Source organism: Phaeovulum sp. W22_SRMD_FR3, assembly GCF_052113705.1.
Taxonomy (GTDB): domain Bacteria; phylum Pseudomonadota; class Alphaproteobacteria; order Rhodobacterales; family Rhodobacteraceae; genus JBGQOG01.
In genome coordinates this window covers 85,586-104,960 of sequence record NZ_JBGQOG010000017.1, presented here as the reverse complement: position 1 = coordinate 104,960, position 19,375 = coordinate 85,586, and the positions used below count along the sequence as shown (strand labels likewise).

The 19,375-nt window shown below is 63.5% G+C and carries 21 protein-coding genes and 1 tRNA gene; 14 read left to right on the top strand and 8 right to left on the bottom strand.

The features are described from left to right. Window positions 1–399 precede the first annotated feature (399 nt). Complete coding sequence (locus ACEN2S_RS18180; protein WP_441868687.1) at window positions 400–1,077, top strand: MFS transporter permease; 678 nt, start codon at window positions 400–402, stop codon at window positions 1,075–1,077. Between the two features lie 7 nt (window positions 1,078–1,084). On the opposite strand, the gene ACEN2S_RS18175 is transcribed toward ACEN2S_RS18180, so the two are convergent. From ACEN2S_RS18175 to ACEN2S_RS18160, 4 genes are all read right to left on the bottom strand, one after another. Then, on the bottom strand, window positions 1,085–1,942 hold the full coding sequence (locus tag ACEN2S_RS18175; RefSeq protein WP_441868684.1) for a hypothetical protein: 858 nt from the start codon (window positions 1,940–1,942) through the stop codon (window positions 1,085–1,087). A 224-nt stretch (window positions 1,943–2,166) separates the two neighbouring features. After that, window positions 2,167–2,901: a CPBP family intramembrane glutamic endopeptidase gene (locus ACEN2S_RS18170; protein WP_441868681.1), complete on the bottom strand. Its 735-nt coding sequence runs from the start codon at window positions 2,899–2,901 to the stop codon at window positions 2,167–2,169. A gap of 67 nt (window positions 2,902–2,968) precedes the next feature. Continuing rightward, complete coding sequence (locus tag ACEN2S_RS18165; protein ID WP_441868678.1) at window positions 2,969–3,244, bottom strand: hypothetical protein; 276 nt, start codon at window positions 3,242–3,244, stop codon at window positions 2,969–2,971. A gap of 20 nt (window positions 3,245–3,264) precedes the next feature. Then, window positions 3,265–3,474 (bottom strand): hypothetical protein, encoded by a 210-nt coding sequence (locus ACEN2S_RS18160; protein WP_441868676.1) that lies wholly within the window; start codon window positions 3,472–3,474, stop codon window positions 3,265–3,267. Between the two features lie 943 nt (window positions 3,475–4,417). Here ACEN2S_RS18160 and ACEN2S_RS18155 point away from each other — a divergent pair. After that, on the top strand, window positions 4,418–4,720 hold the full coding sequence (locus tag ACEN2S_RS18155; protein ID WP_441868673.1) for a helix-turn-helix domain-containing protein: 303 nt from the start codon (window positions 4,418–4,420) through the stop codon (window positions 4,718–4,720). A gap of 720 nt (window positions 4,721–5,440) precedes the next feature. Here the strand turns inward: ACEN2S_RS18155 and ACEN2S_RS18150 are convergent. Then, window positions 5,441–5,779, bottom strand: a complete 339-nt coding sequence (locus ACEN2S_RS18150) for a hypothetical protein (protein ID WP_441868705.1) — start codon at window positions 5,777–5,779, stop codon at window positions 5,441–5,443. On the opposite strand from ACEN2S_RS18150, the gene ACEN2S_RS18145 reads away from it, so the two are divergent. Genes ACEN2S_RS18145 through ACEN2S_RS18135 form a run of 3 tightly spaced genes read left to right on the top strand, consistent with a single transcriptional unit; the run spans window position 5,699 to window position 7,540 of the window. Continuing rightward, window positions 5,699–6,298 (top strand): hypothetical protein, encoded by a 600-nt coding sequence (locus ACEN2S_RS18145; RefSeq protein ID WP_441868702.1) that lies wholly within the window; start codon window positions 5,699–5,701, stop codon window positions 6,296–6,298. The two genes, ACEN2S_RS18150 and ACEN2S_RS18145, sit on opposite strands and share 81 nt — an antisense overlap. Beyond that, window positions 6,291–6,497: a hypothetical protein gene (locus ACEN2S_RS18140; protein WP_441868670.1), complete on the top strand. Its 207-nt coding sequence runs from the start codon at window positions 6,291–6,293 to the stop codon at window positions 6,495–6,497. Before ACEN2S_RS18145 ends, ACEN2S_RS18140 begins: the two co-directional genes overlap by 8 nt. Continuing rightward, window positions 6,494–7,540 carry a tyrosine-type recombinase/integrase gene (locus ACEN2S_RS18135; RefSeq protein ID WP_441868667.1) on the top strand — a complete coding sequence of 349 codons (1,047 nt, stop codon included), beginning with the start codon at window positions 6,494–6,496 and terminating at the stop codon, window positions 7,538–7,540. The genes ACEN2S_RS18140 and ACEN2S_RS18135 overlap by 4 nt, the downstream gene beginning before the upstream one ends. A gap of 76 nt (window positions 7,541–7,616) precedes the next feature. Here the strand turns inward: ACEN2S_RS18135 and ACEN2S_RS18130 are convergent. Next, window positions 7,617–7,700, bottom strand: a tRNA-Leu gene (locus tag ACEN2S_RS18130). 331 nt (window positions 7,701–8,031) lie between these two features. Next, window positions 8,032–8,928 (bottom strand): KPN_02809 family neutral zinc metallopeptidase, encoded by an 897-nt coding sequence (gene ypfJ, locus ACEN2S_RS18125; protein WP_441868664.1) that lies wholly within the window; start codon window positions 8,926–8,928, stop codon window positions 8,032–8,034. 178 nt (window positions 8,929–9,106) lie between these two features. On the opposite strand from ypfJ, the gene ACEN2S_RS18120 reads away from it, so the two are divergent. The 7 genes from ACEN2S_RS18120 to gluQRS all read left to right on the top strand — a co-directional run bounded on the left by ACEN2S_RS18120 (window position 9,107) and on the right by gluQRS (window position 16,576). Beyond that, entirely contained in the window at window positions 9,107–9,685 is a 579-nt protein-coding gene (locus ACEN2S_RS18120) for a YqaA family protein (protein ID WP_441868661.1), read from the top strand. Beyond that, entirely contained in the window at window positions 9,682–10,140 is a 459-nt protein-coding gene (locus tag ACEN2S_RS18115) for a disulfide bond formation protein B (RefSeq protein WP_441868658.1), read from the top strand. The genes ACEN2S_RS18120 and ACEN2S_RS18115 overlap by 4 nt, the downstream gene beginning before the upstream one ends. A gap of 120 nt (window positions 10,141–10,260) precedes the next feature. Continuing rightward, window positions 10,261–13,011: a DNA gyrase subunit A gene (gyrA, locus tag ACEN2S_RS18110; RefSeq protein ID WP_441868655.1), complete on the top strand. Its 2,751-nt coding sequence runs from the start codon at window positions 10,261–10,263 to the stop codon at window positions 13,009–13,011. 134 nt (window positions 13,012–13,145) lie between these two features. After that, window positions 13,146–13,850 (top strand): hypothetical protein, encoded by a 705-nt coding sequence (locus ACEN2S_RS18105; RefSeq protein ID WP_441868652.1) that lies wholly within the window; start codon window positions 13,146–13,148, stop codon window positions 13,848–13,850. Between the two features lie 116 nt (window positions 13,851–13,966). Continuing rightward, window positions 13,967–14,317, top strand: a complete 351-nt coding sequence (locus ACEN2S_RS18100; protein ID WP_441868649.1) for a DUF6614 family protein — start codon at window positions 13,967–13,969, stop codon at window positions 14,315–14,317. 76 nt (window positions 14,318–14,393) lie between these two features. Then, the gene (gene trmFO, locus ACEN2S_RS18095; RefSeq protein ID WP_441868646.1) at window positions 14,394–15,734 is read left to right on the top strand and encodes a methylenetetrahydrofolate--tRNA-(uracil(54)-C(5))-methyltransferase (FADH(2)-oxidizing) TrmFO; all 1,341 of its coding nucleotides are present in this window, start codon (window positions 14,394–14,396) and stop codon (window positions 15,732–15,734) included. Next, window positions 15,713–16,576, top strand: a complete 864-nt coding sequence (gene gluQRS / locus ACEN2S_RS18090; RefSeq protein WP_441868643.1) for a tRNA glutamyl-Q(34) synthetase GluQRS — start codon at window positions 15,713–15,715, stop codon at window positions 16,574–16,576. The genes trmFO and gluQRS overlap by 22 nt, the downstream gene beginning before the upstream one ends. A gap of 58 nt (window positions 16,577–16,634) precedes the next feature. Here the strand turns inward: gluQRS and hisI are convergent, their stop codons facing one another. After that, window positions 16,635–16,994: a phosphoribosyl-AMP cyclohydrolase gene (gene hisI, locus ACEN2S_RS18085; protein WP_441868640.1), complete on the bottom strand. Its 360-nt coding sequence runs from the start codon at window positions 16,992–16,994 to the stop codon at window positions 16,635–16,637. 63 nt (window positions 16,995–17,057) lie between these two features. Here hisI and ACEN2S_RS18080 point away from each other — a divergent pair, with 63 nt between their 5' ends. After that, window positions 17,058–17,525 (top strand): iron-sulfur cluster assembly scaffold protein, encoded by a 468-nt coding sequence (locus ACEN2S_RS18080; RefSeq protein ID WP_441868637.1) that lies wholly within the window; start codon window positions 17,058–17,060, stop codon window positions 17,523–17,525. Window positions 17,526–17,579: 54 nt separating this feature from the next. Further along, entirely contained in the window at window positions 17,580–18,980 is a 1,401-nt protein-coding gene (locus tag ACEN2S_RS18075) for a methyl-accepting chemotaxis protein (protein ID WP_441868634.1), read from the top strand. The last annotated feature ends 395 nt before the right edge of the window (window positions 18,981–19,375 follow it).

The following is a 19,375-nucleotide window of genomic DNA, read 5'->3' as shown; positions in this document are numbered from 1 at the left end:
CTACCTCAGCCCGATGGAGTTCGAGGCCCGCGATATGCTAGCTTAACCTGCTGTCCACGAAACCGGCAGCAGCTCATCGTGCCAGGCGCCGGGTATGACCGGTCGCAGCCCAAAGCAGACCCGCCAATTGCCGCCTTGGCGCGAAGACTGCTCATGCAGGTCGGGCAGCGATCGGCCTGATGACGATGTCGCCTGGCACCGAAGAAAATCGGGAAAGCAGTCATTCGCAAGGCCCGCACATAAAGGTCTAGCCTAGGCGGGGAGAGCGAAGACCACGCCCGACGCTTCGCGTATCTTGATCCAGCAGCCGGAGGAATTGAACGGCCGGATGCAATCTGCTCCTTGGTTAGATGCAGGCCTTTGCGCTACGGTCGGTCGACCCCAAAACACAGGCACGTTATGGACTTCATGAACCTTCTCCGCTCGGCGGAACAACTGCTTTACGAAGTTGTCTCTTGGCTGGTCTTTTACCCGCTGACCCTTTGGCGCTGCATAATACGGCCGATTTCAATGATCGCATATGCGGAGCAGGAGCTGACCCGCCCGCCGGAGGACCAGTTCGCTAGCGCCTTGAGCCCGCCGATCTTTCTGTTCTTGACGCTGATCATCGCCCATAGCATCCAGACCGGCATATTCCACAACGACGCAGTCTTTGAGGGGCTGCTCTCCGATCAGCGCAACCTGCTGATCCTTCGGGCGGTGGCGTTCAGCCTGTTCCCACTCTTGTTGGGGATCCAGCATGTCCGCCTGTCGGGTCAAGCGCTCAGCCGCAAGACTTTGAGGCCGATGTTCTATGCGCAATGTTATGTCACTGTGCCTTTTGTGCTGGCGCTGGATCTGGCGATGATGCTCGTGAATGCCCCTTATGAGAGAGCTGGCCTGGCCGCATGCGCTTTGTTCGTGTCGGGGCTGATCTGGTATGCGGTGGCGTTGACGCGGGGCTTCATGATCCACCGCAACACCAGCCGTTCCCGGGCGATGGGGCAGACGGCGGTGGCGATCATGCTTGGCGCGGTCTGCTTTATGGCGACCATGGCACTGTCCTTGCTCAGCGGACCGGTCACGTTCAGCAACTGAAAAAGAGCTAGGGTGCCACGGCCAATTGACCCGTCGCATCATCTGGCGGAACGATGGCGGTGGTCCAGTTGGTGCCGACGATCTGCCATTCAGGATCGCGGGACTGCATTTCGCGGAACAGACCGGGGAAATGCCCGCTGCCATAGGTGATGTAAATATTCGCCTCAGGACGTGAGGCAATACGGTCCGCCAGACGCTGATTGCGGAAATCGAGGATCACGGCGTTCAGGGCATCCGGGCCTTCTGCATCGCCGAGGATCACCGAGAACATGCCCCGGCAAGCGGCGGCCAGCAGATCTTTCTGGCTGCCGTGAAGGCCCGCGGCAAATTCGATCAGACGCGACATGTTGAAACCTGCACTGTCCGTGCCCGCGCCCTGCGGCAGCGCGTCGGCCAATGCCGGATTGGCGGCAACCTGACGCTGCCATTCTTCATACATCTCTGTCGTCGTGACATCGGCGGTGACCAGATGCATGGGGTCCAGCGCCTGATCCCGCTGGAGGAAGGCCAGGAAGTCGCCCTGAAAGCTCAGCCCGCAGATCTCGCCGATCCTGCCATATTGCGCGTTCAGATCGCCACCGGAATGGGTGGCGGCGTCCAGCCAGGCCTCAGCCTCGGGCGTGCCGGGCTGAACGCCTTCAAAGAACAGCACATAGCCTGCGTCCTTTGCCCGGATCAGGTCATAGCTGACCGAACGGTAGAACTGCTCCGATCCGACATGCACCATGCCCTGAAAGACCACCTCGCGCTTGCCATCACTGAGCGTGACCCGGGGCACGGCCAGCGGATGCAATGCCGGTTGCAGCACCAGCCACCAGCCGGGTGCCGCAACAAGGCCGGTCAGCAGGCCCGCTCCGATCAGCATGGCTGTCAGCCCCGATCCTGATCGCGCTCTGTGGCCAGTGAACAGGCGGCGGGTTCCGAACACGACAAGTCCGATCAGGGTCCCTGAGAGGATCACAGTCCAAAAGATCATGGGCGACGCGGCCCACAATAACGGTGCGCCAATCAGAAAGAAAATCACGACCAGCGCCCAGCCGAGAGCTTTCAGGCGGATCGCGGCATCATGGGACAGGGCCATGGCAGTCCTCAACTTTCACTGCCCATCGGTGCATGGCCGAGGGCAAAAGCAAAGAGGAAACCGGACCAGTCATTCAGAATATGCGCCCCGCTGGACACCCACAGGTTGCGGGTCACGATATAGGCAAGCGTCAGGAATACCCGCGCCGATCCGATCACGATCAGCGCCTGCGCCCAGTTCCAGTCATAGGTCGGCAGATGCGCCGCCCCGAAGATCAGGGCTGACACGATCAGCGCTGCCCCAATGCCAACCCTGCGCGACAGACCAAGACGGGTGACACAGAGCCACAATACGGCGAGGAACGGCACGATTCCGAAAAGCTCTTCACCGATCAGCTGCGGGATCGTGGGGGTCAGTCGCGCGATCAGGTCAGATGTGGTCATCTCGCCCATAGCGGCAGACACGGGGTTGTCGCTGAACGAAAAGAACTGCGACAGGATCAACGCCACCCCCATCGATCCGGCCAGCGTCAGCAGGGCAAACAGCAGCATCTGCCCGATCTGGCGCAGCCCAACCCTGCGGAACAGCGCGGTCCAATGCGGCCCAGCCACCCATCGCAGCGCCAGCAACGGGATGCACAGGAACAGGAGTGCAGGGATCAGGCTTTGTGGAAATGTCTGAATTGGCAACAGGACCAGGGCAGAAAAAGCGATGGCAAGCGCTGCCATAAGGATCAGCCAGTGCCGCCCCGTCAGCAGGACGGGTCGACCCGAATAATAGGGAAAGTCAGGTAATTTGGTCATGGCGTCTCTGCCTCGCGGTCCTAAGAAAGCTGTGTGGCGGGACGCGGAACGCACCCCGCCGCCCGGATCAGCCGTAGGCAAAGAGCTCTTTGACCTGAGCGCTGTTGTTGGTGCGGCAGATCGTCATGTTCTGCCCATTATGGGTCAGAAACATCTGAATACCCGAACCATCGCGCAGCGGCGCAGCGCTGACCACCTCGATAAAGGTTGGCGTGGTGCGCTCGCGGAACGCCATCGCCTGCTTGCAGGCCAGCACATCCGCGGGAAAGTCGCCGGGGCTGGATGTCCCTTCAACACAGGCCGTCAGCGCCAGAGCGCCCAAAGTAAATATGGGGTATTTCATGGCTGTCTCCATCGTCCGGGTTATTCAACGTAGAGGGTCAGGGTGTAATCCGCCGTCTCGTTGCGCCGCGCGGCGTTGCGCATCAGATAGACGTCGATCACATATTTGCCGCTGGAAGGGATGGCCACCGTGGTGCCGTTTCCATCCATTGAGCTGTTGTAAAGCGCCTCATTGGCCCCCGGCGCGGTGATGTTGAAGTAGAGACTGGGGTTGCCAGCGTCGAGTTGCACGCTCATTTTCTGACCCGCTCTGACAGACAGGCTGTATTGAACGGAATTGTAGCCCTTCACCATTGATGTGAGTGTCGCACCCGATGTGCCCGCTGCGAAATGCACAGTCTCGCGGCGGACATCATCGGCAAGTGCGGGCATGCCACTGATCATCAGAAGCAGAGCACAGAGTCGGCTCAGTTTGCGCAACATCATGGAAACGATCCTTTTTGTGAGTGCTGTTTTGACTTTTTCAGGCAGCAGGGTGCCAAGGCAGAGGCGAAAGACAAGAGGTGGTTCCGTAATTGGCGTTTGAACCTAATTCTTGCCGGCGGAGCGGCAGGTGGCTGAAAGCTTCGCACAATCACGTCGACAGTCCTGAGGGAACCGCAGGCGCAGAGCAAGTGCCTCAGCTTTTTCACCGCACCGGCAGCTTCCGCTTTCTGATTGCTGCGGGGCGGTTGGCAGTTCACCGCCTCAGTGCGGAGCAGATGGTGCTGGCCAGCGTCTGGTCGACCTCGCATGAGATTGGCCTGAAAGAACCTCACAGGGTGACATTGCGGTTCCCTTGGGCGGGCCGCATCACCTGCGCCGTGCAAGACGACAGGGTCGGTGCTGACGCGGAAGCTGTACTGGCCTGCGCGCCCAACGGCCGCCGCCCTATGACAGCGCGCCCGCGCCGTGCTTCCTGCCCGGCGGCTGTGCTGACGCGTCTTTTCGCGACCCTTCGGAAGGTGCTGGAGGTCGAGGATCTGAGGCCCAGCCGGATTGCCCCACGCCGGGACGCGGACTCTGCCGTAATCGCGCGACCCCGCGTGCGCGCGGGCCACATGCTGTCGACTGACCGAGCGGGACTGCTCGGTCGCGGACAGGTGGCGGCCTTCAACGCGCTGACCGTTGATCACGCGCTCGCATTTGCAGGCCCAGATCACTTCACCGCCTCGCTCGGAAGACGGCGCGTGGCTTGGGACATTGCGGTGAGGCGGGACCGCCACGCCGAAACGATGTTGGTCGCGGCGTTGGCGCGCGGACGGGGTGCAGTTGTCGAGCTCTTCAGGTCGCTTTTCGAGAAGCAGGCTATGCCACGCCGCAAGAGGTTCCGGCCAACATCCGTCTTAGTGCCGCGCGGGTCAGGTTCTTGTCTGGCGGGCAAAACGTCACCCAAAGCGAACTCGTCAGCGGTGCGACACATCTGGGGCGTTTCATGCATGCTTATCGCCAGCAATTTGGCGAAACACCGGGAGTGACTCTGGGCAAGAGGGTATGACCGCTTAGACTGGCGTATGCTTGGCGACATAGGTGATCCTCCGGGGGATTAATCTACTCTAGATTGCATCCGCAGATTGGCAATCCGAAATGCGAAGATTGCTCAGGAAAGACTTGGAAACTCTGGGGTGAAAAAAGCCCTTGCCTGCGCGCCCAATTGTTTGTGTTAACGCTCAGAATATTTCGATGACGATCTTTCCCTTGGCTGTGTCAGCCTCCATCGCTGCAGGGGCGCGGCGCAAGGCTTCCGTATTGATCGGGTGAAAAACTCGGTCACGGTGGTGCGAATACTGCCTTCGTGGACGGTGTGATTGCGCCGCCACTCAAGCGGCGGCTTCCGGGATTGCTGCCTTGCAGCATTCTTTGGGGCCGATTGGCAGCTCTGGGCCGTCCTTACCATTCAGCGAGACCCTGCGGCCTGAACTTTGCAAAGGTCGCGATCTGCGCAGTGCCGTCGTTCGTGATAAGCGCAACGAAAGTCCGCTCTCCGCCCCTCACGTCGATCCGAAGCCGGAAATGCGGCGCAGTGAACGAACGGCTGCTTTTGCCGGATGCTGCAATCGCGCTGCCGCACATGCATCGGGCGGCTCTCCGCCCTTCACGCACCGTACTGGCTACGTGCTGCGCCGGACACGACCGACGGCAAAGAGCGGCTCTGATAAGCCTCGCCACACGGCTTACGAGCGGCGGGAGCGGACCGGCCGCCCCTCCACCCTGCCCCTCAGCGCCGCCCTGCCCCGGCCATCCGGTCCAGTGCCGCGCCCAAGGCCTTCCGCAGCGCCTCGCGGTTCTTCCCGTCCGAGACCCAGCCGAACCGCGTCAGCACCGCGCTCAGCGTCAGTTCCTCCAGGCAGACGGCATCCACCAGCGCCAGATCGGTGATGATGCCCCGCGCGGCAGCGCCCCGGGCGGAGGGCCGGATCCGGCGGATCTGCATGGCGACGCCGGTTCCGACCCGCGCCCGCAGGCGGCGGATGTCATCGCCCTCGGCCACGAAAGCATCCATGAACTCACCACCTTTGGCAGCAACCGCCACATCCGGGGCGAGATCCGCGACCATCTGAACGATGGTTGGGACATGCTCGCCGTGATGCATCCGCCCTGCACGCGGCTTTGCAAATCCGGCGTCCGCTGGCTGCACGTCCCGCCGCCCGGCCGCACCGCCGCCGAAATGCAGGCCGAGCTGGAAGCGGGTGCTGCGCTCTTCTCGGACTGCTGGCGCGCCCCGATCCCGCGCATCGCCATCGAGAACCCGGTGATGCACCGCCACGCCCGCGCGCTGCTGCCCGCCGATCTGCCAAAGCCGCAGATCGTGCAGCCCTGGTGGTTTGGCGAGCCCTTCTTCAAGGCGACCGGCTTCTATCTGCGCGGCCTCGCCCCGCTGACCGCCAGCAACCGCCTGACGCCGCCCAGGAAGGCGCTGGAACCCGCGCGGCACAAAGCCTGGTCCGCGATCCACCGCGCACCACCCGGGCCGGACCGCTGGAAATTCAGATCCCGCAGCTTCACCGGCATCGCCGAAGCCTGCGCAAACCAATGGGGCGGATGTGCCCAGGAACAGGAGGCCCGACATGGGTAAAGTGACGGTCATCGCAGCAACCCGCCTCACAGCGGCAAAGATGCTCGACCTGAAGCCATCCGATTTCGATACATTGGTCGAAGTCGGTGCGCTTCCAAGGCCAGTAGCGCTGGGAAAACATGAGCGCTGGCCCGTTGCCGAGCTCGAAGCCATCGTGACCGGTAGGAAATTCAGGCCTCAATCGGATTTTGAACTGTGAAAAAATCGGACCGCCCCTACATCATCTGGCGCATGTGCGGCAAAACCCGCCGCGCCTATTTCCGGATCAACTGGACCGAGGGCGGCAAGCGGCGCGCCCGCGAGATCAGGATCAATGCGGCGCCAGACACGCCGGAGTTCGACCGGGAATACTGGGCGTTGCGCTCGGGCATGTCCGAAAAGCTGGCCCCGCCACCGTCCAAGACTTCCTGGCGTGTATTGGTTCGTGAATATCGGTCATCGGTAAAATACCGAAAGCTGGCAGCCAGCACCCGCAAACCCTACGACCGCGTGATCGAAGAGATTCTGGCGAAGAATGCCGATAAGGACGTGGCCTCGATGACCCGCGCCCACATCCGCGCGATCCATCAAAAGTACCGCGACACGCCGCGCAAGGCGGACTGGTACGTACAGATCATCAGCCTGTTGCTGAATTTTGCCGCTAAAACGCTCGACTGGGAAGTGAAGAACGTCGCCGAAGGTATTGAACTCTATGGCAAGCAGCGCGAGTTTCTGCCGTGGCCAGAATGGATGGTTGCGAAACTGCCGACGGCCCCGAGCCACGTCCGGACTGCGGCCGAGTTGATCCTTGGCACCGGACAACGCCCCAATGCGGCGATAACCATGCGCCGTGAGCATTTCCGGGGCGACTGGATGGAGGTGCTCGACGAAAAGAATGCGGAGCGTTTCGAGGTTTTCTGTCCGCAACCGCTGCGCAACTATCTCGCTGAGTTACCGAAATCCGGCGCTTACGTGCTGGCGAAAAACCTGACTGAGCCGATGGGCTATAACACAGTCGAAAAAGCATTTCGGGGCTGGCGCATGACGCTTGGCGACGCGGCCGCGCCCTTCTCGCTGCATGGCCTGCGCAAGCTGGCTATCGTGCGACTTGCCGAAGCCGGATGCACCGACGCACAGATCCAGGCGATCACCAATCAGAGCGCCGAAATGGTCGCCTTCTACCGGCGCCAGGCGAGTCGCAAACGGCGCTCAAAGGCAGCGCATGAGCTTGGAACGAAGCGGGACCAAAACGGGAAAGAGTGAACGCGCGAGTGAATGTTTGTGAATAAAGCAAAAATGTCAGAACTAGATCACTGACATTTTCGCTTTTAATTCAAGGTGGTACCCGAGGTCGGACTCGAACCGACACGCCTCGCGGCGGGGGATTTTGAATCCCCTGCGTCTACCATTCCACCACTCGGGCACAACTGCTCTGCGTTTAGCCTCCCGCGCCGAGCAAGACAAGAGGGGCAAAGCGGCCTTTGGCGAAAAAATACCGCACCTCCGTGCCGGATAAGCCATGGTGTTGCCGCCCTGCCGTCCCCGCGATCCGTCCCCCCGGGATCTGGCAACCCTGCCCCCGCAAAGCACTTTTCCCGCGCGCCTCTGACGGGTCAGCCTGCAGGGGCGCGCAGGTCCGGCCCTCCGCGCGGACAGGTGCGGCGATCTTCCCGGCGGTTCGGCCGCCCCCTCCCGCCCGGGCATCATCCGTGCATTTGATGGGGGCTGGTGCGCGGGCGTCCCAGCAACCGCGCTCAGATCTTGCGCGCCGCGAAAGTGTCACAGCTGTCCAGCCGGCCGCTTCTGTAGCCTTTGGTGAACCAGCTCTCGCGCTGCGCCGAAGTACCGTGGGTGAAGCTTTCCGGCATCGGCACCCGGCCCGCGTTGCGCTGCAACGTGTCATCCCCAATGCGGCGCGCGGCGCCCGAGGCTTCGGCAATATCCCCCGGCTCGATCGAGCCCAGCATCTGCCCCGCCGCTTTCGCCCAGACACCCGAGAAGCAATCGGCCTGCAGCTCAATCCGCACCGAGAGGGCATTGGAGGCCGCCTCGCCCACCCGCGCGCGCTCGGCATTCACCTTGCTCAGAATCCCCAGCTCATCCTGCACATGATGCGCGACCTCATGCGCCACGACATAGGCGGCGGCGAAATCGCCCTTGGCCCCCAGCTGCCCCGAAAGCGTACGGAAGAACGCGGTATCAAGATAGACCTTCTGATCCACCGGGCAGTAAAACGGCCCCGTCGCCCCCGAGGCATTGCCGCAGGAGGAGCGGGTGACGCCGCTGTACAGAACGAGGGTCACCGGACGATAGGCCTCGCCGACCTGCGCGCGGAAGATCCCGTCCCAGACCTGTTCGGTATCGCCCAAGGTGACGGCGACGAAATCGCCCATCTCCTTATCCTCCGCGCTGAGCGCGGCGGGGCGCGAGGCGGTGCTGGTGCTGGTGCTGGTGCCGCCGTCCAGAAGCGGGGTCAGGTCGATCCCGAAGAAGTAGCCGATCACCACAACGGCCACCAGTCCCACGCCACCAATCGGCAGGCCCGCGCCGCCGCGGCGGCTGCCACCCCCCGACATCCTGCCCCCCGACATCCCGCCCGCACTGCGCCGGTCCTCGATGTTGCGGCTCTGCCGCCGTCCCCGCCATTGCATCCCGACTATCCTCCACCCCGGGGTTGGTGCCGCCGAATTCAGCGCACTGGTCACGTTGACGAGACTAACCGTCGCGCCGCTGTCTCAAAAGCCCCCTATCGCTTGACGCCCGCGCAGGCGCAGGCCAAACCAAGCCAAACGGACCATCCGACAGACAAGAACGCATGAGGGGCGCTGAATGATCCGCAGATTATACGACTGGACGATGTCGCTGGCGGAAAGCCGCCACGCGCTCTGGGCGCTGGCGATTGTCGCCTTTGTCGAAAGCTCGTTCTTTCCGATCCCGCCCGATGTGCTGATGATCCCGATGATCCTCGCGCGGCCCGACCGGGCGTTTCGCATCGCGCTGATCGCCACCATCGCCTCGGTGCTGGGCGGGTGCCTGGGCTATTACATCGGCTATGGGCTGATGGATGTGGTGGGACAACCGCTGCTGGCCTTTTACGGCAAGGAAGCCGCTTTTGCGGATCTCTCGCTGCGGTTCAATGAATGGGGCGGCTGGGCCGTGCTGATGGCGGGGGTCACCCCGTTCCCGTTCAAGGTCATCACCATCTTCTCGGGCGCCACGCATCTGTCGCTGCCGCTGTTCATTGCGGTGGCGGTTCTCGCCCGGGCGCTGCGCTTCTTTCTGGTGGCGGCGCTTTTGTGGAAATTCGGCCCGCCCGTGCGCAATTTCATTGAAAAGCGCCTGGGCATGGTCTTCACCGTTTTCGTCGTGCTGCTGGTCGGCAGCTTCTATGCCTTGAGGTTCCTATGACCCGTCTGAAACTGGCGCTTGCCGCCGCCGCCGGTTCCGCAGCCCTTCTGGCAGGGGCCTTCAGCTTTCAGGTGATGGGCTATGCCCCCTGCCATCTGTGCTGGCTGCAACGCTATCCGCATATGGCCGCCGTGGCCCTGGGGGTGCTGGTGCTGATCTTTGGCCCGGCGCCGATCCTGCTGGCGCTGGGGGCGCTGGCCGCCCTCGCCACCTCCGGCCTTGGCCTCTATCACGTGGGCGTCGAGCAGAAGTGGTGGGAGGGGCCGAACACCTGCACCTCGGGCGATATCACGCAAGTGTCGCCGGATGCGCTCCTGGATCAGATCATGGCGGCGCCGCTGATCCGCTGCGATGAGATTGCCTGGTCGCTGATGGGAATTTCGATGGCGGGCTGGAACGCGATCCTCTCGTTCCTGCTGGCGCTCCTCTGGCTGAAGGCGCTGCGGCGCGCCTGATCCCGCGCCAGCGGTCACAGCAAGCAGCGGTGGGTGGCATGTGCCATTGCACCGCAAGCACTCGTTGGGCTATAGTGCGGGCCAACAAGATCTAGAAGAAACAGCAAGGGCGGAAACCGCGTGACCGATACCCCTGAAACGCCTGAAACCGAAGACGAAAAACCGCATGCGCCGGTCTATCACGGCCCCACGGTCTCTATCGCCGAGGAAATGAAGACCGCCTATCTCGATTACGCAATGAGCGTGATCGTCAGCCGCGCGATCCCGGATCTGCGCGACGGGCTGAAGCCTGTGCACCGCCGCATCCTGTTCGCGATGCATGAGACCGGCAATACGCATGACAAATCCTACCGCAAATCGGCGCGCCCGGTCGGCGACACGATGGGGAAATACCACCCCCATGGTGACGCCTCGATCTATGACGCGCTGGTGCGGATGGCGCAGCCCTTCTCGATGTCGCTCAAGCTCCTCGACGGACAGGGTAACTTCGGCTCGATGGACGGCGACAGCGCCGCCGCCATGCGCTACACCGAAGTGCGGATGGACAAATCCGCCGCCGCCCTGCTGGCCGATATCGAAAAAGACACGGTCGATTTTCAGGACAACTATGACGGCAAGGACCGCGAACCGACGGTGCTGCCGGCGCGCTTCCCGAACATGCTGGTCAATGGCGCGGGCGGTATCGCCGTCGGCATGGCGACCAACATCCCGCCGCACAATTTGGGCGAGGTTGTCGATGGCACGCTGGCGCTGATCGAAAACCCGGATCTGACCTCGGAAGAGCTGATGCAGTACATCCCTGCCCCGGATTTTCCGACGGGCGGGCTGATCATGGGCCGCGGCGGCGCCCGCAAGGCCTATATCGAGGGCCGGGGTTCGGTCATCATCCGCGCGAAAACCCGCGTGGAAGAGATCCGCAAGGACCGCTATGCCATCGTCATCGACGAGATCCCCTATCAGGTGAACAAGGCGACGATGATCGAGAAGATCGCGGAACTGGTCCGCGACAAGAAACTCGAAGGCATCGCGCATGTGCAGGACGAAAGCGACCGCGTCGGCGTGCGCGTCGTGATCGAGCTGAAACGCGATGCGACGCCGGATGTGGTCTTGAACCAGCTCTTCCGCTTTACCGCGATGCAAACCTCGTTCGGCTGCAACATGCTGGCGCTGAACGGTGGCAAGCCCGAGCAGCTGACCCTGCGCGATTTTCTGAGCTATTTCATCACCTTCCGCGAGGAAGTTGTGGCGCGCCGTACGGCGTTTGAACTGCGCAAGGCGCGGGAACGCAGCCATATCCTTTGTGGTCTGGCGGTGGCGGTGTCCAATGTGGATGAGGTGGTGCGCACCATCCGCGCCTCGGCCGATGCGGCAGAAGCGCGCGAGCGGCTGATGACCCGGCGCTGGCCCGCGCATGAGATCGCCGAATATATCCGGCTGATCGACGATCCGACCCATCCGATGAACGAGGATGGCACCTATAACCTCTCGGAAACCCAGGCGCGTGCGATCCTCGATCTGCGGCTGCAGCGCCTGACGGCGATGGGCGTGAAAGAGGTGACGGACGAGCTGCAGGATCTGGCCGCGAAAATCCGCGACTATCTGGCGATTCTGGCCAGCCGCGAGCGGATCATGGAGATCATCTCGAACGAACTCCGCGAGGTGCGCGCCAATTTCGCCGTGCCGCGCCGGACCGAGATCATCGACTGGGCCGGGGATATGGACGATGAGGATCTCATCGAGCGCGAGGATATGGTGGTCACCATCACCTCGGGCGGCTATATCAAACGCACCAATCTGGCCGAGTTCCGCGCGCAACGGCGCGGCGGCAAGGGCCTGTCGTCGATGGCGACCAAGGAAGATGACGTGGTCACCACGCTCTTCGTGGCCAACACCCACACGCAACTGTTGTTCTTCACCACCGACGGCATGGTCTACAAGCTGAAATGCTGGCGCCTGCCGCTGGCGGGCCGGACCGCCAAGGGCAAGGCCATCGTCAATATCCTGCCGATCCCGCCGGGCATCTCGATCGCCGCCATCATGCCGGTGGATGCGCCCGAGGAAGAATGGGACAACCTGCAGATCGTCTTCGCCACCTCCGAGGGCGATGTGCGGCGCAACGCTTTGTCCGACTTCACCAATGTCATGCGCAACGGCAAGATCGCGATGAAACTGCCCGAGGGCATCACGCTGGTGAACGCCCGCATCGCGGGCGAAGATGATGACGTGATGCTGGTCACCGCACTCGGCCGGGCGATCCGCTTCCAGACGACGGAAGTGCGGGTGTTCAAGGGCCGCGATTCCACCGGCGTGCGCGGTATCCGCCTCGCCGAGGGGGACACGGTCGTGTCGATGTCGATCATCCGGCATTTCGAGGCCAGCGCTGAAGAGCGTGCCGCCTATCTCAAACAGCGCCGTCTGGTGGCGGGTGCGTTGGATGACGCGACGGAATCGGATGATGACGAAGAGGCGGTTGAGGGCGGCCAGCTGAGCCCCGAACGCTACGCCGAAATGTCGGCGGCCGAGGATCTGATCCTGACCATCACCGCCAATGGCGCCGGCAAGATCTCTTCCTCGCACGGCTATCCGGTGCGCGGACGTGGCGGCCAGGGCGTGGGTGCGATGGACAAGGCGATGCGCGGTGGCGCGCTCGTGGCCTCCTTCCCGGTGGAACCCGGCGATCAGGTCATGCTGGCCACCTCGACCGGCCAGTCGATCCGCTGCCCGGTGGATCAGATCAGCTTCCGCTCCCGCTCGGCGGGTGGTGTGAAGGTGTTTGACACCGCGAAAGGCGAAGAGGTGGTTTCGGTCGCCCGCATCGCCGATCAGGGCGACGAGGCCGACATCGCCGTGGAGCCGACCCCGGAGGCGTGAGCCGGCCCCCCTGACCCAGAGCAGCGAAAGCAGCTCTCGGCAAGTTTACGCCACGCGGTCCGCGACAGGATTGCGTGGCGTTTTCAATAGGACTAAGCAAAAGAAAACCAACAACAAACCGAGGCAGTAAACACATGGCAAAACATCTTATCGCCGCGCTTTCGGCGCTGGCTCTCGTGCCGCAACTGGCGGGTGCTTTTGAGATCACCGGCGCCAGCGTCGGGCTGAACTACTCCACCTTCGCCGACCACGGCATGCGCGACACCAACAAGGCATCGCTCGGCGGGTCGCTGGAAGCGGGTTTCGGCCCGAACTTCTCGATCCAGACCGACATCGCCGCGCATCAATTCGGCTTTCTGGACGACAGCGGCCAGAACTTTGCGCTGCACGGCATCTATCACATGAGCAACGGCGCCTCTGTCGGTGCCTTTGCGGGCCGCGACTGGCTGGCCGGGCAGAACCTTGACCTCTGGGGCATCGAGGCGCGCAACACCTTTGGCATGTTCGACGTCGAGGGCAACCTGACCTTCATCGACGGCGACAATGGCCGGGGCAATGCGGTGGGGCTGCGCAGCGATTATGCACTGAGCGACCGTCTCTCGCTGGGTGGCCGGTTCGACTATGTCGACGACGGCTCGGAAACCCTGACCCGCGTCGGCGCCCTCGCCGATTTCGCGCCGCAGGACGGTATGGTGATCTCGGGTGAATTCGGCGCCGCCGACCTGCCCGATGACAATGTCGAGCCCTATGTCGGCCTGGGTGTGAAAATGACCTTTGGCGGCAACCGGGGCACCACCTTCGGCAGCCGCGGCCTGCAAGACATCCTGCCGGGCTTCTGATCCCCCTCTTGTCGATACCCCTTTCCGGGCGGCTCCCCCCGCGGCAGCCGCCCGGAATTTAAGCGTTTCTCAAGACCTTGCTGTTTCACTGAGGGCGAGTGTCCGGGAGGAACGCGATGAATCTCTATCACTGCATGATCGAGCTGAAATCCGATGCCAAGGCTTTGGCCTTTGCGGCGGCGGCGGAAGTTTGGCTGAACGATCTGAAAGACCGCGCGATGATCGTCAACTGGCGGCTGATGCGGCGCAAACTGGGCCTGGCCACCGACAGCCATTGTGATTTCCTGCTCGAGATCGAGGTTGAGGGGCTGGCGCATCTGGATGCCACTTTCCACGCGCTGGGACAGGCCGATGAGACCGTCGTGCGCCATTACGAGCAATTCCACCACATGATCGGCCGTGCCGAAGTGGGGCTTTACCGCCCCTATCCCGACCCTGAGCGGCGCGAGCGGATCGCCCTGCTCTGAGCGGCCGCAGGCATCGGTGTCGCCGGGGCCATTCTGCGCAATTGCATTGGTCTGCCGGGCCGGATATGACCCGGCCATGACACAAACACTCCACATCCTCGGCGGCGGCATGGCCGGATCAGAAGCAGCATGGCAAGCGGCCGAGGCCGGCGTGCCGGTGGTGCTGCATGAGATGCGCCCGCAGGTCGGCACTTTCGCGCACCGCACCGGCTCTTTCGCCGAAATGGTCTGCTCCAATTCCTTCCGCTCGGATGATGATGAGCGCAACGCCGTGGGCCTCCTGCATTGGGAGATGGGGGCCGCGGGCGGGCTGATCATGGAAATGGCCCGCGCCCACCGCCTGCCCGCGGGCGGCGCGCTGGCCGTCGACCGCGATCCCTTTGCCGAAGCGGTCACCGCGCGGCTGCGCAGCCACCCGCTGATCTCGGTGGCCGAGGGTGAAGTGACGGAACTCCCCACCGAGGGGCATTGGATCATCGCCACCGGCCCCCTCACCTCCGGCGCGCTGGCCGAGAGCATCCGCGCCGAGACCGGGGCCGAGGCTCTGGCGTTTTTCGATGCCATCGCCCCCATCGTCTATGCCGAGAGCGTGGACATGACCAAGGCCTGGATGCAGTCGCGCTATGACAAGGGCGAGACGCTGGAAGAGCAGACGGCCTATATGAACTGCCCGCTCACCAAAGACGAATATGAGGCCTTCATCGACGCGCTGCTGGCCGCCGAGAAGACCGAGTTTCATGAGGGTGAAACCGCGGGCTATTTCGACGGCTGCCTGCCCATCGAAGTGATGGCCGAGCGCGGGCGCGAGACGCTGCGTTTCGGCCCGATGAAGCCGGTGGGCCTGACCAATGCGCATCAGCCGGATGTGAAACCCTATGCGGTGGTGCAGCTGCGCCGCGACAATGCTCTGGGCACGCTTTACAACATCGTCGGCTTTCAGACCAAGATGAAGTACGGCGCACAAACTGCTGTTCTCAAAATGATCCCGGCATTGGCCGAGGCGTCTTTCGCCCGGCTTGGCGGCATTCACCGCAACACGTTCATCAACTCACCGACGCTGCTTGACGCACAGATGCGGCTGAAATCGCGGCCGAATATCCGCTTTGCCGGGCAGATCACCGGGGTGGAAGGCTATGTGGAAAGCGCCGCGATGGGGCTTTTGGCCGGACGTCTGGCCGCGGCGGAAATTCAGGGCCGCAGCCTTGAGGCCCCCTCGGGCGAAACCGCGATGGGCGCGCTGATCCATCACATCACCGGCGGCGCCGAGGCGAAGACCTTTCAGCCGATGAACGTCAACTTCGGCCTCTTCCCGCCGATTGAGGCCAAGGGCGGACGTCGCGGACGCAAGGACCGCTACAAAGCCTATACCGACCGGGCAAAAGAAGTGTTCAGCGAATGGCTTGCGCGCCAAAGCTGAAGCGCACGCGCTTTGCGCCATCGCCCACCGGCCCGCTGCATTTGGGCCATGCGCTGGCGGCATTTGTTGCCGCCAGCCGCGCCGATCCGGGTGCGTTTCTGCTCAGGATCGAGGATATTGACCAAAGTCGCTGCCGCCCCGCCTGGGAAGCGCAGATCTATGAGGATCTGCATTGGCTGGGCCTGAGCTGGCCGGAACCGGTCTGGCGGCAATCCGAGCGGCGGGGCGCCTATGAAACTGCTCTCAACAGATTGATTTCAAGCGGTTTATGCTACCCTTGCCGCTGCACGCGCGGCGATATCCGCGCCGCCCTTGCCGCACCGCAAGAAGGCGCGCCGCTGGTGGGCCCGGATGGCCTCGTCTATCCCGGCACCTGCCGCCACAGGCGCATCGCGGATGCGGCGCCCGGCGACGCGATCCGGCTGGACATGGCGCGGGCCGTGGCCACTCTCTCCGGGGACGAGGGCTTTCAAGAAAGCGGGCCCGCCTTTCGCGGCCTTCACAGGCTGGATCAGGACTGGCTGGTAACCCATTGCGGTGACATCATTTTGTCGCGCCGCGAGATGGGCACCAGCTATCATCTGGCGGTCGTGGTCGATGATGCGGCGCAGGGCATCACCGAGGTGACGCGCGGCGAGGATCTCTTTGAAGCGACCGCCATTCACCGCCTCTTGCAGGCGCTGCTGGACCTGCCGACGCCCGCCTATCATCACCATCGGCTGATCCGGGACGAGAACGGCAAGCGGCTGGCCAAACGCGATGACGCCCGCAGCCTGCACACCTACCGGGCCGAGGGGTACAGCCCTGCCGATATCCGCGACATTATCGAATTTACCGACTAAATTCAGTGCGTTAACGGAAAAACTTAACCCTTCCGACACCACATCCCGGCACGAGGTCTCACACCATCGGTGCCATGATCTCGACTTCATCCCCAGCCCTGACCGCGGTGTAAAAGCACGAGCGGCGGTTGGTATGGCAGGCCGGCCCCTCCTGATGCACCAGCACCAAAAGGCAATCGCGGTCGCAATCCACCCGCATCTCGACCAGTGTCTGCAGGTGTCCCGAGGTCTCGCCCTTCACCCAGAACGCCTGCCGCGAGCGCGACCAATAGGTGACCTTGCCGGTCTCCAGCGTTTTGGCGATCGAGGCGGCATTCATCCAGGCCATCATCAGCACCTCGCCCGTCTCCGGGTCCTGCGCAATGGCGGGGATCAGCCCCTGGGCGTCAAATTTCAGGCTTTCGGGGTCGAAGGTCATGGCAAGGTCTTTCGCATCACGGGGTTGCGCCTTATCTATCACGCAGCAGCGGCGGGGAAAACCATGAGCGACAGCGACCTGATCAAACTCTATTCGCAGCGGATCCTGGCGCTGGCGGCCGATATTCCGCATCTGGGCACGCTGGCGGACGCCGATGGCCATGCCCGCAAGCGCGCGCCGATGTGCGGCTCGACCGTCGCCGTGGACCTGCGGCTCAAGGACGGGCGCATCGCGGCATTCGCGCAGGATGTGCAGGCCTGTGCGCTGGGTCAGGCCTCGGCATCGGTGCTGGGCGATGTGGTGCTGGGCCGCAACCGGGCCGAACTGCAAGCCGCCCGCGACGCGCTGGAGGCGATGCTGCGCGACAGCGGGCCAACCCCGGACGCGCCGTTTGACGGGCTGGCGGTGCTGATCCCGGCGCGGGAATATCCCAACCGGCATGCCTCGGTTTTGCTGGCATTCGAGGCGACTCTGGCGGCCTTTGATGCCGCAGTTACCGCGGATGCGGACAGAAATTCCCGGGCGGGTTAAGCATTCTGCAAGGCGCGGGTGTCACCTTGGGCGCGACTTGTGAGGACTTCGCCCATGATACATACCCCCCCGATGACCGCCGAATCCGACCCGCTTCTGGACCATTTGGCCGCGAGCGCGGTGACGCTCGCACGCGATATCGTGGATGTGGCGGGCTATCTTGATCAGGTCGATGGCGAGGCGGCGGCGCTGCGGCAGCAATTGACGCAGGCCCGCGCCCAGGCCGAACTGGTGGACCGCGCCAATACCGAAGTAATCGCCAGCGTCGATCTGATCTCCTCCTCGGCCGAGGCGACGATGGGTACGGTCACCTCGGCGGTCAAGGCGCTGCGCGAGACGGATGGCCACACCCGCACGGTGGCGGAATGGGTGCAGCATGTCGACGGGCGGATGGCCGAGATCGAGGGCACGCTGAACGCGGTTTTGTCCTCGAACAACGAAATTTCTTCCATCGCGGCGCAGGTGAACATTCTGGCGATCAACGCCAAGATCGAAGCGGCACGGGCAGGCGATGCGGGCCGCGGCTTTGCGGTGGTGGCCGAGGCGATCAACGATCTGTCGCGCAAGACCGCCGCCGCAGCCGAAACCATCGGCGATTCCATTGCCGGGCTGACCCAACGGATCGAATCCCTGCGCAATGAGGCGGGCACGATTGCCGTTTCGGCGGGCGAGGTTCTGCGCGGCGGCGCGCAAACCGATGCGCAGCTGACCGAGATGACCCGTTCGGTCGAAGGCACAAGGGGTGCCGCGCGCGAAATCTCCAGCCGGGCGCAGGAGGTTCGTCAGGCCCATGCCAGCTTCAACCCCAGCTTCCAACAGGTGATCCGGGGCGTCAACGCCTCGGCCGATCAGGTGCATGAGGCGCGCGAGCGGGTCGATGCGCTGATCTCGCTCAGTGAGGGGATGGTTCAGGGCACCGTGGCGCTGGGGGGCGCTTCCGAGGATGCCGGGATGATCGCGATGGTGCAGGACACCGCTGCCCGGATCGGCGCGGCTTTCACCGAGGGCGTGGCGCGCGGCGCGATCCCGCTGCAGGCGCTTTTTGATCAGCGCTACAAGCCGGTTGCGGGCACAGATCCGGTCCAGAGCCTTGCGCCCTATACCCGGTTTTGCGATCAGATCCTGCCGGCATTGCAAGAGCCGATCCTCGGTCTCGACCCGCGTGTGGTCTTTGCGGCCTGCGTGGACCGCAACGGCTATCTGCCGACGCATAACCGGAAATTCTCGGCCCCGCCCAGCGGCGATCCGGTCTGGGACGCGGCCAATTGCCGGAACCGGCGCATTTTCAACGACAGGGTCGGCCTGCGCGCGGGGCAATCCACCGCCCCCTTCGTCCTGCAGGTCTATCGCCGGGATATGGGCGGCGGTGCCTATGTCCTGCTCAAGGATGTCTCGGCGCCGATTTTTGTCGAAGGCCGCCATTGGGGCGGGTTGCGCATCGCCTATGCGTTCTAGCCCCGCGATCCCGGCGGTGCCTCTCCGGCAGGTCTGACACCGCCGCAGGATGCGCAGGTCTGCGGGAGGGGGCCCAAACGCCCGGCGCGCCAGCTCCGGTCACTTGACCCGGCGCCGCAAAGGCCCGGGCGCTGTGCGCGGGGCCGTTTGCCGCATGACGGCGGCGGCCGGACCAGAAACCTGGCCGATGGGATCGCGACATCTCCGCCCGCCGTCGTCAACCGACATCTTTGCCCAACGTCCCCGACCGGCCTTCCCGAGCAATTTCCCCGACCTGGCTTCCGAACCAACCTGCCAAACAGGCCTTCCCAATCGACTGTTCCGACCACCGGGCCTCCCTTAGCTTCGGCGCAGCCACGGCCGCCTCTGCGGTCACCACCGCAGGATCTCGCTGG

Excerpts from the sequence above, each read along its gene's own strand:
- ACEN2S_RS18180 (WP_441868687.1), top strand. The coding sequence starts at position 400 with ATGGACTTCATGAACCTTCTCCGCTCGGCGGAACAACTGCTTTACGAA.
- ACEN2S_RS18175 (WP_441868684.1), bottom strand. The coding sequence starts at position 1,942 with ATGCTGATCGGAGCGGGCCTGCTGACCGGCCTTGTTGCGGCACCCGGC.
- ACEN2S_RS18170 (WP_441868681.1), bottom strand. The coding sequence starts at position 2,901 with ATGACCAAATTACCTGACTTTCCCTATTATTCGGGTCGACCCGTCCTG.
- ACEN2S_RS18165 (WP_441868678.1), bottom strand. The coding sequence starts at position 3,244 with ATGAAATACCCCATATTTACTTTGGGCGCTCTGGCGCTGACGGCCTGT.
- ACEN2S_RS18150 (WP_441868705.1), bottom strand. The coding sequence starts at position 5,779 with ATGGTCGCGGATCTCGCCCCGGATGTGGCGGTTGCTGCCAAAGGTGGT.
- ACEN2S_RS18140 (WP_441868670.1), top strand. The coding sequence starts at position 6,291 with ATGGGTAAAGTGACGGTCATCGCAGCAACCCGCCTCACAGCGGCAAAG.
- ypfJ (WP_441868664.1), bottom strand. The coding sequence starts at position 8,928 with ATGCAATGGCGGGGACGGCGGCAGAGCCGCAACATCGAGGACCGGCGC.
- ACEN2S_RS18120 (WP_441868661.1), top strand. The coding sequence starts at position 9,107 with ATGATCCGCAGATTATACGACTGGACGATGTCGCTGGCGGAAAGCCGC.
- ACEN2S_RS18115 (WP_441868658.1), top strand. The coding sequence starts at position 9,682 with ATGACCCGTCTGAAACTGGCGCTTGCCGCCGCCGCCGGTTCCGCAGCC.
- ACEN2S_RS18105 (WP_441868652.1), top strand. The coding sequence starts at position 13,146 with ATGGCAAAACATCTTATCGCCGCGCTTTCGGCGCTGGCTCTCGTGCCG.
- ACEN2S_RS18100 (WP_441868649.1), top strand. The coding sequence starts at position 13,967 with ATGAATCTCTATCACTGCATGATCGAGCTGAAATCCGATGCCAAGGCT.
- trmFO (WP_441868646.1), top strand. The coding sequence starts at position 14,394 with ATGACACAAACACTCCACATCCTCGGCGGCGGCATGGCCGGATCAGAA.
- gluQRS (WP_441868643.1), top strand. The coding sequence starts at position 15,713 with ATGGCTTGCGCGCCAAAGCTGAAGCGCACGCGCTTTGCGCCATCGCCC.
- hisI (WP_441868640.1), bottom strand. The coding sequence starts at position 16,994 with ATGACCTTCGACCCCGAAAGCCTGAAATTTGACGCCCAGGGGCTGATC.
- ACEN2S_RS18080 (WP_441868637.1), top strand. The coding sequence starts at position 17,058 with ATGAGCGACAGCGACCTGATCAAACTCTATTCGCAGCGGATCCTGGCG.
- ACEN2S_RS18075 (WP_441868634.1), top strand. The coding sequence starts at position 17,580 with ATGATACATACCCCCCCGATGACCGCCGAATCCGACCCGCTTCTGGAC.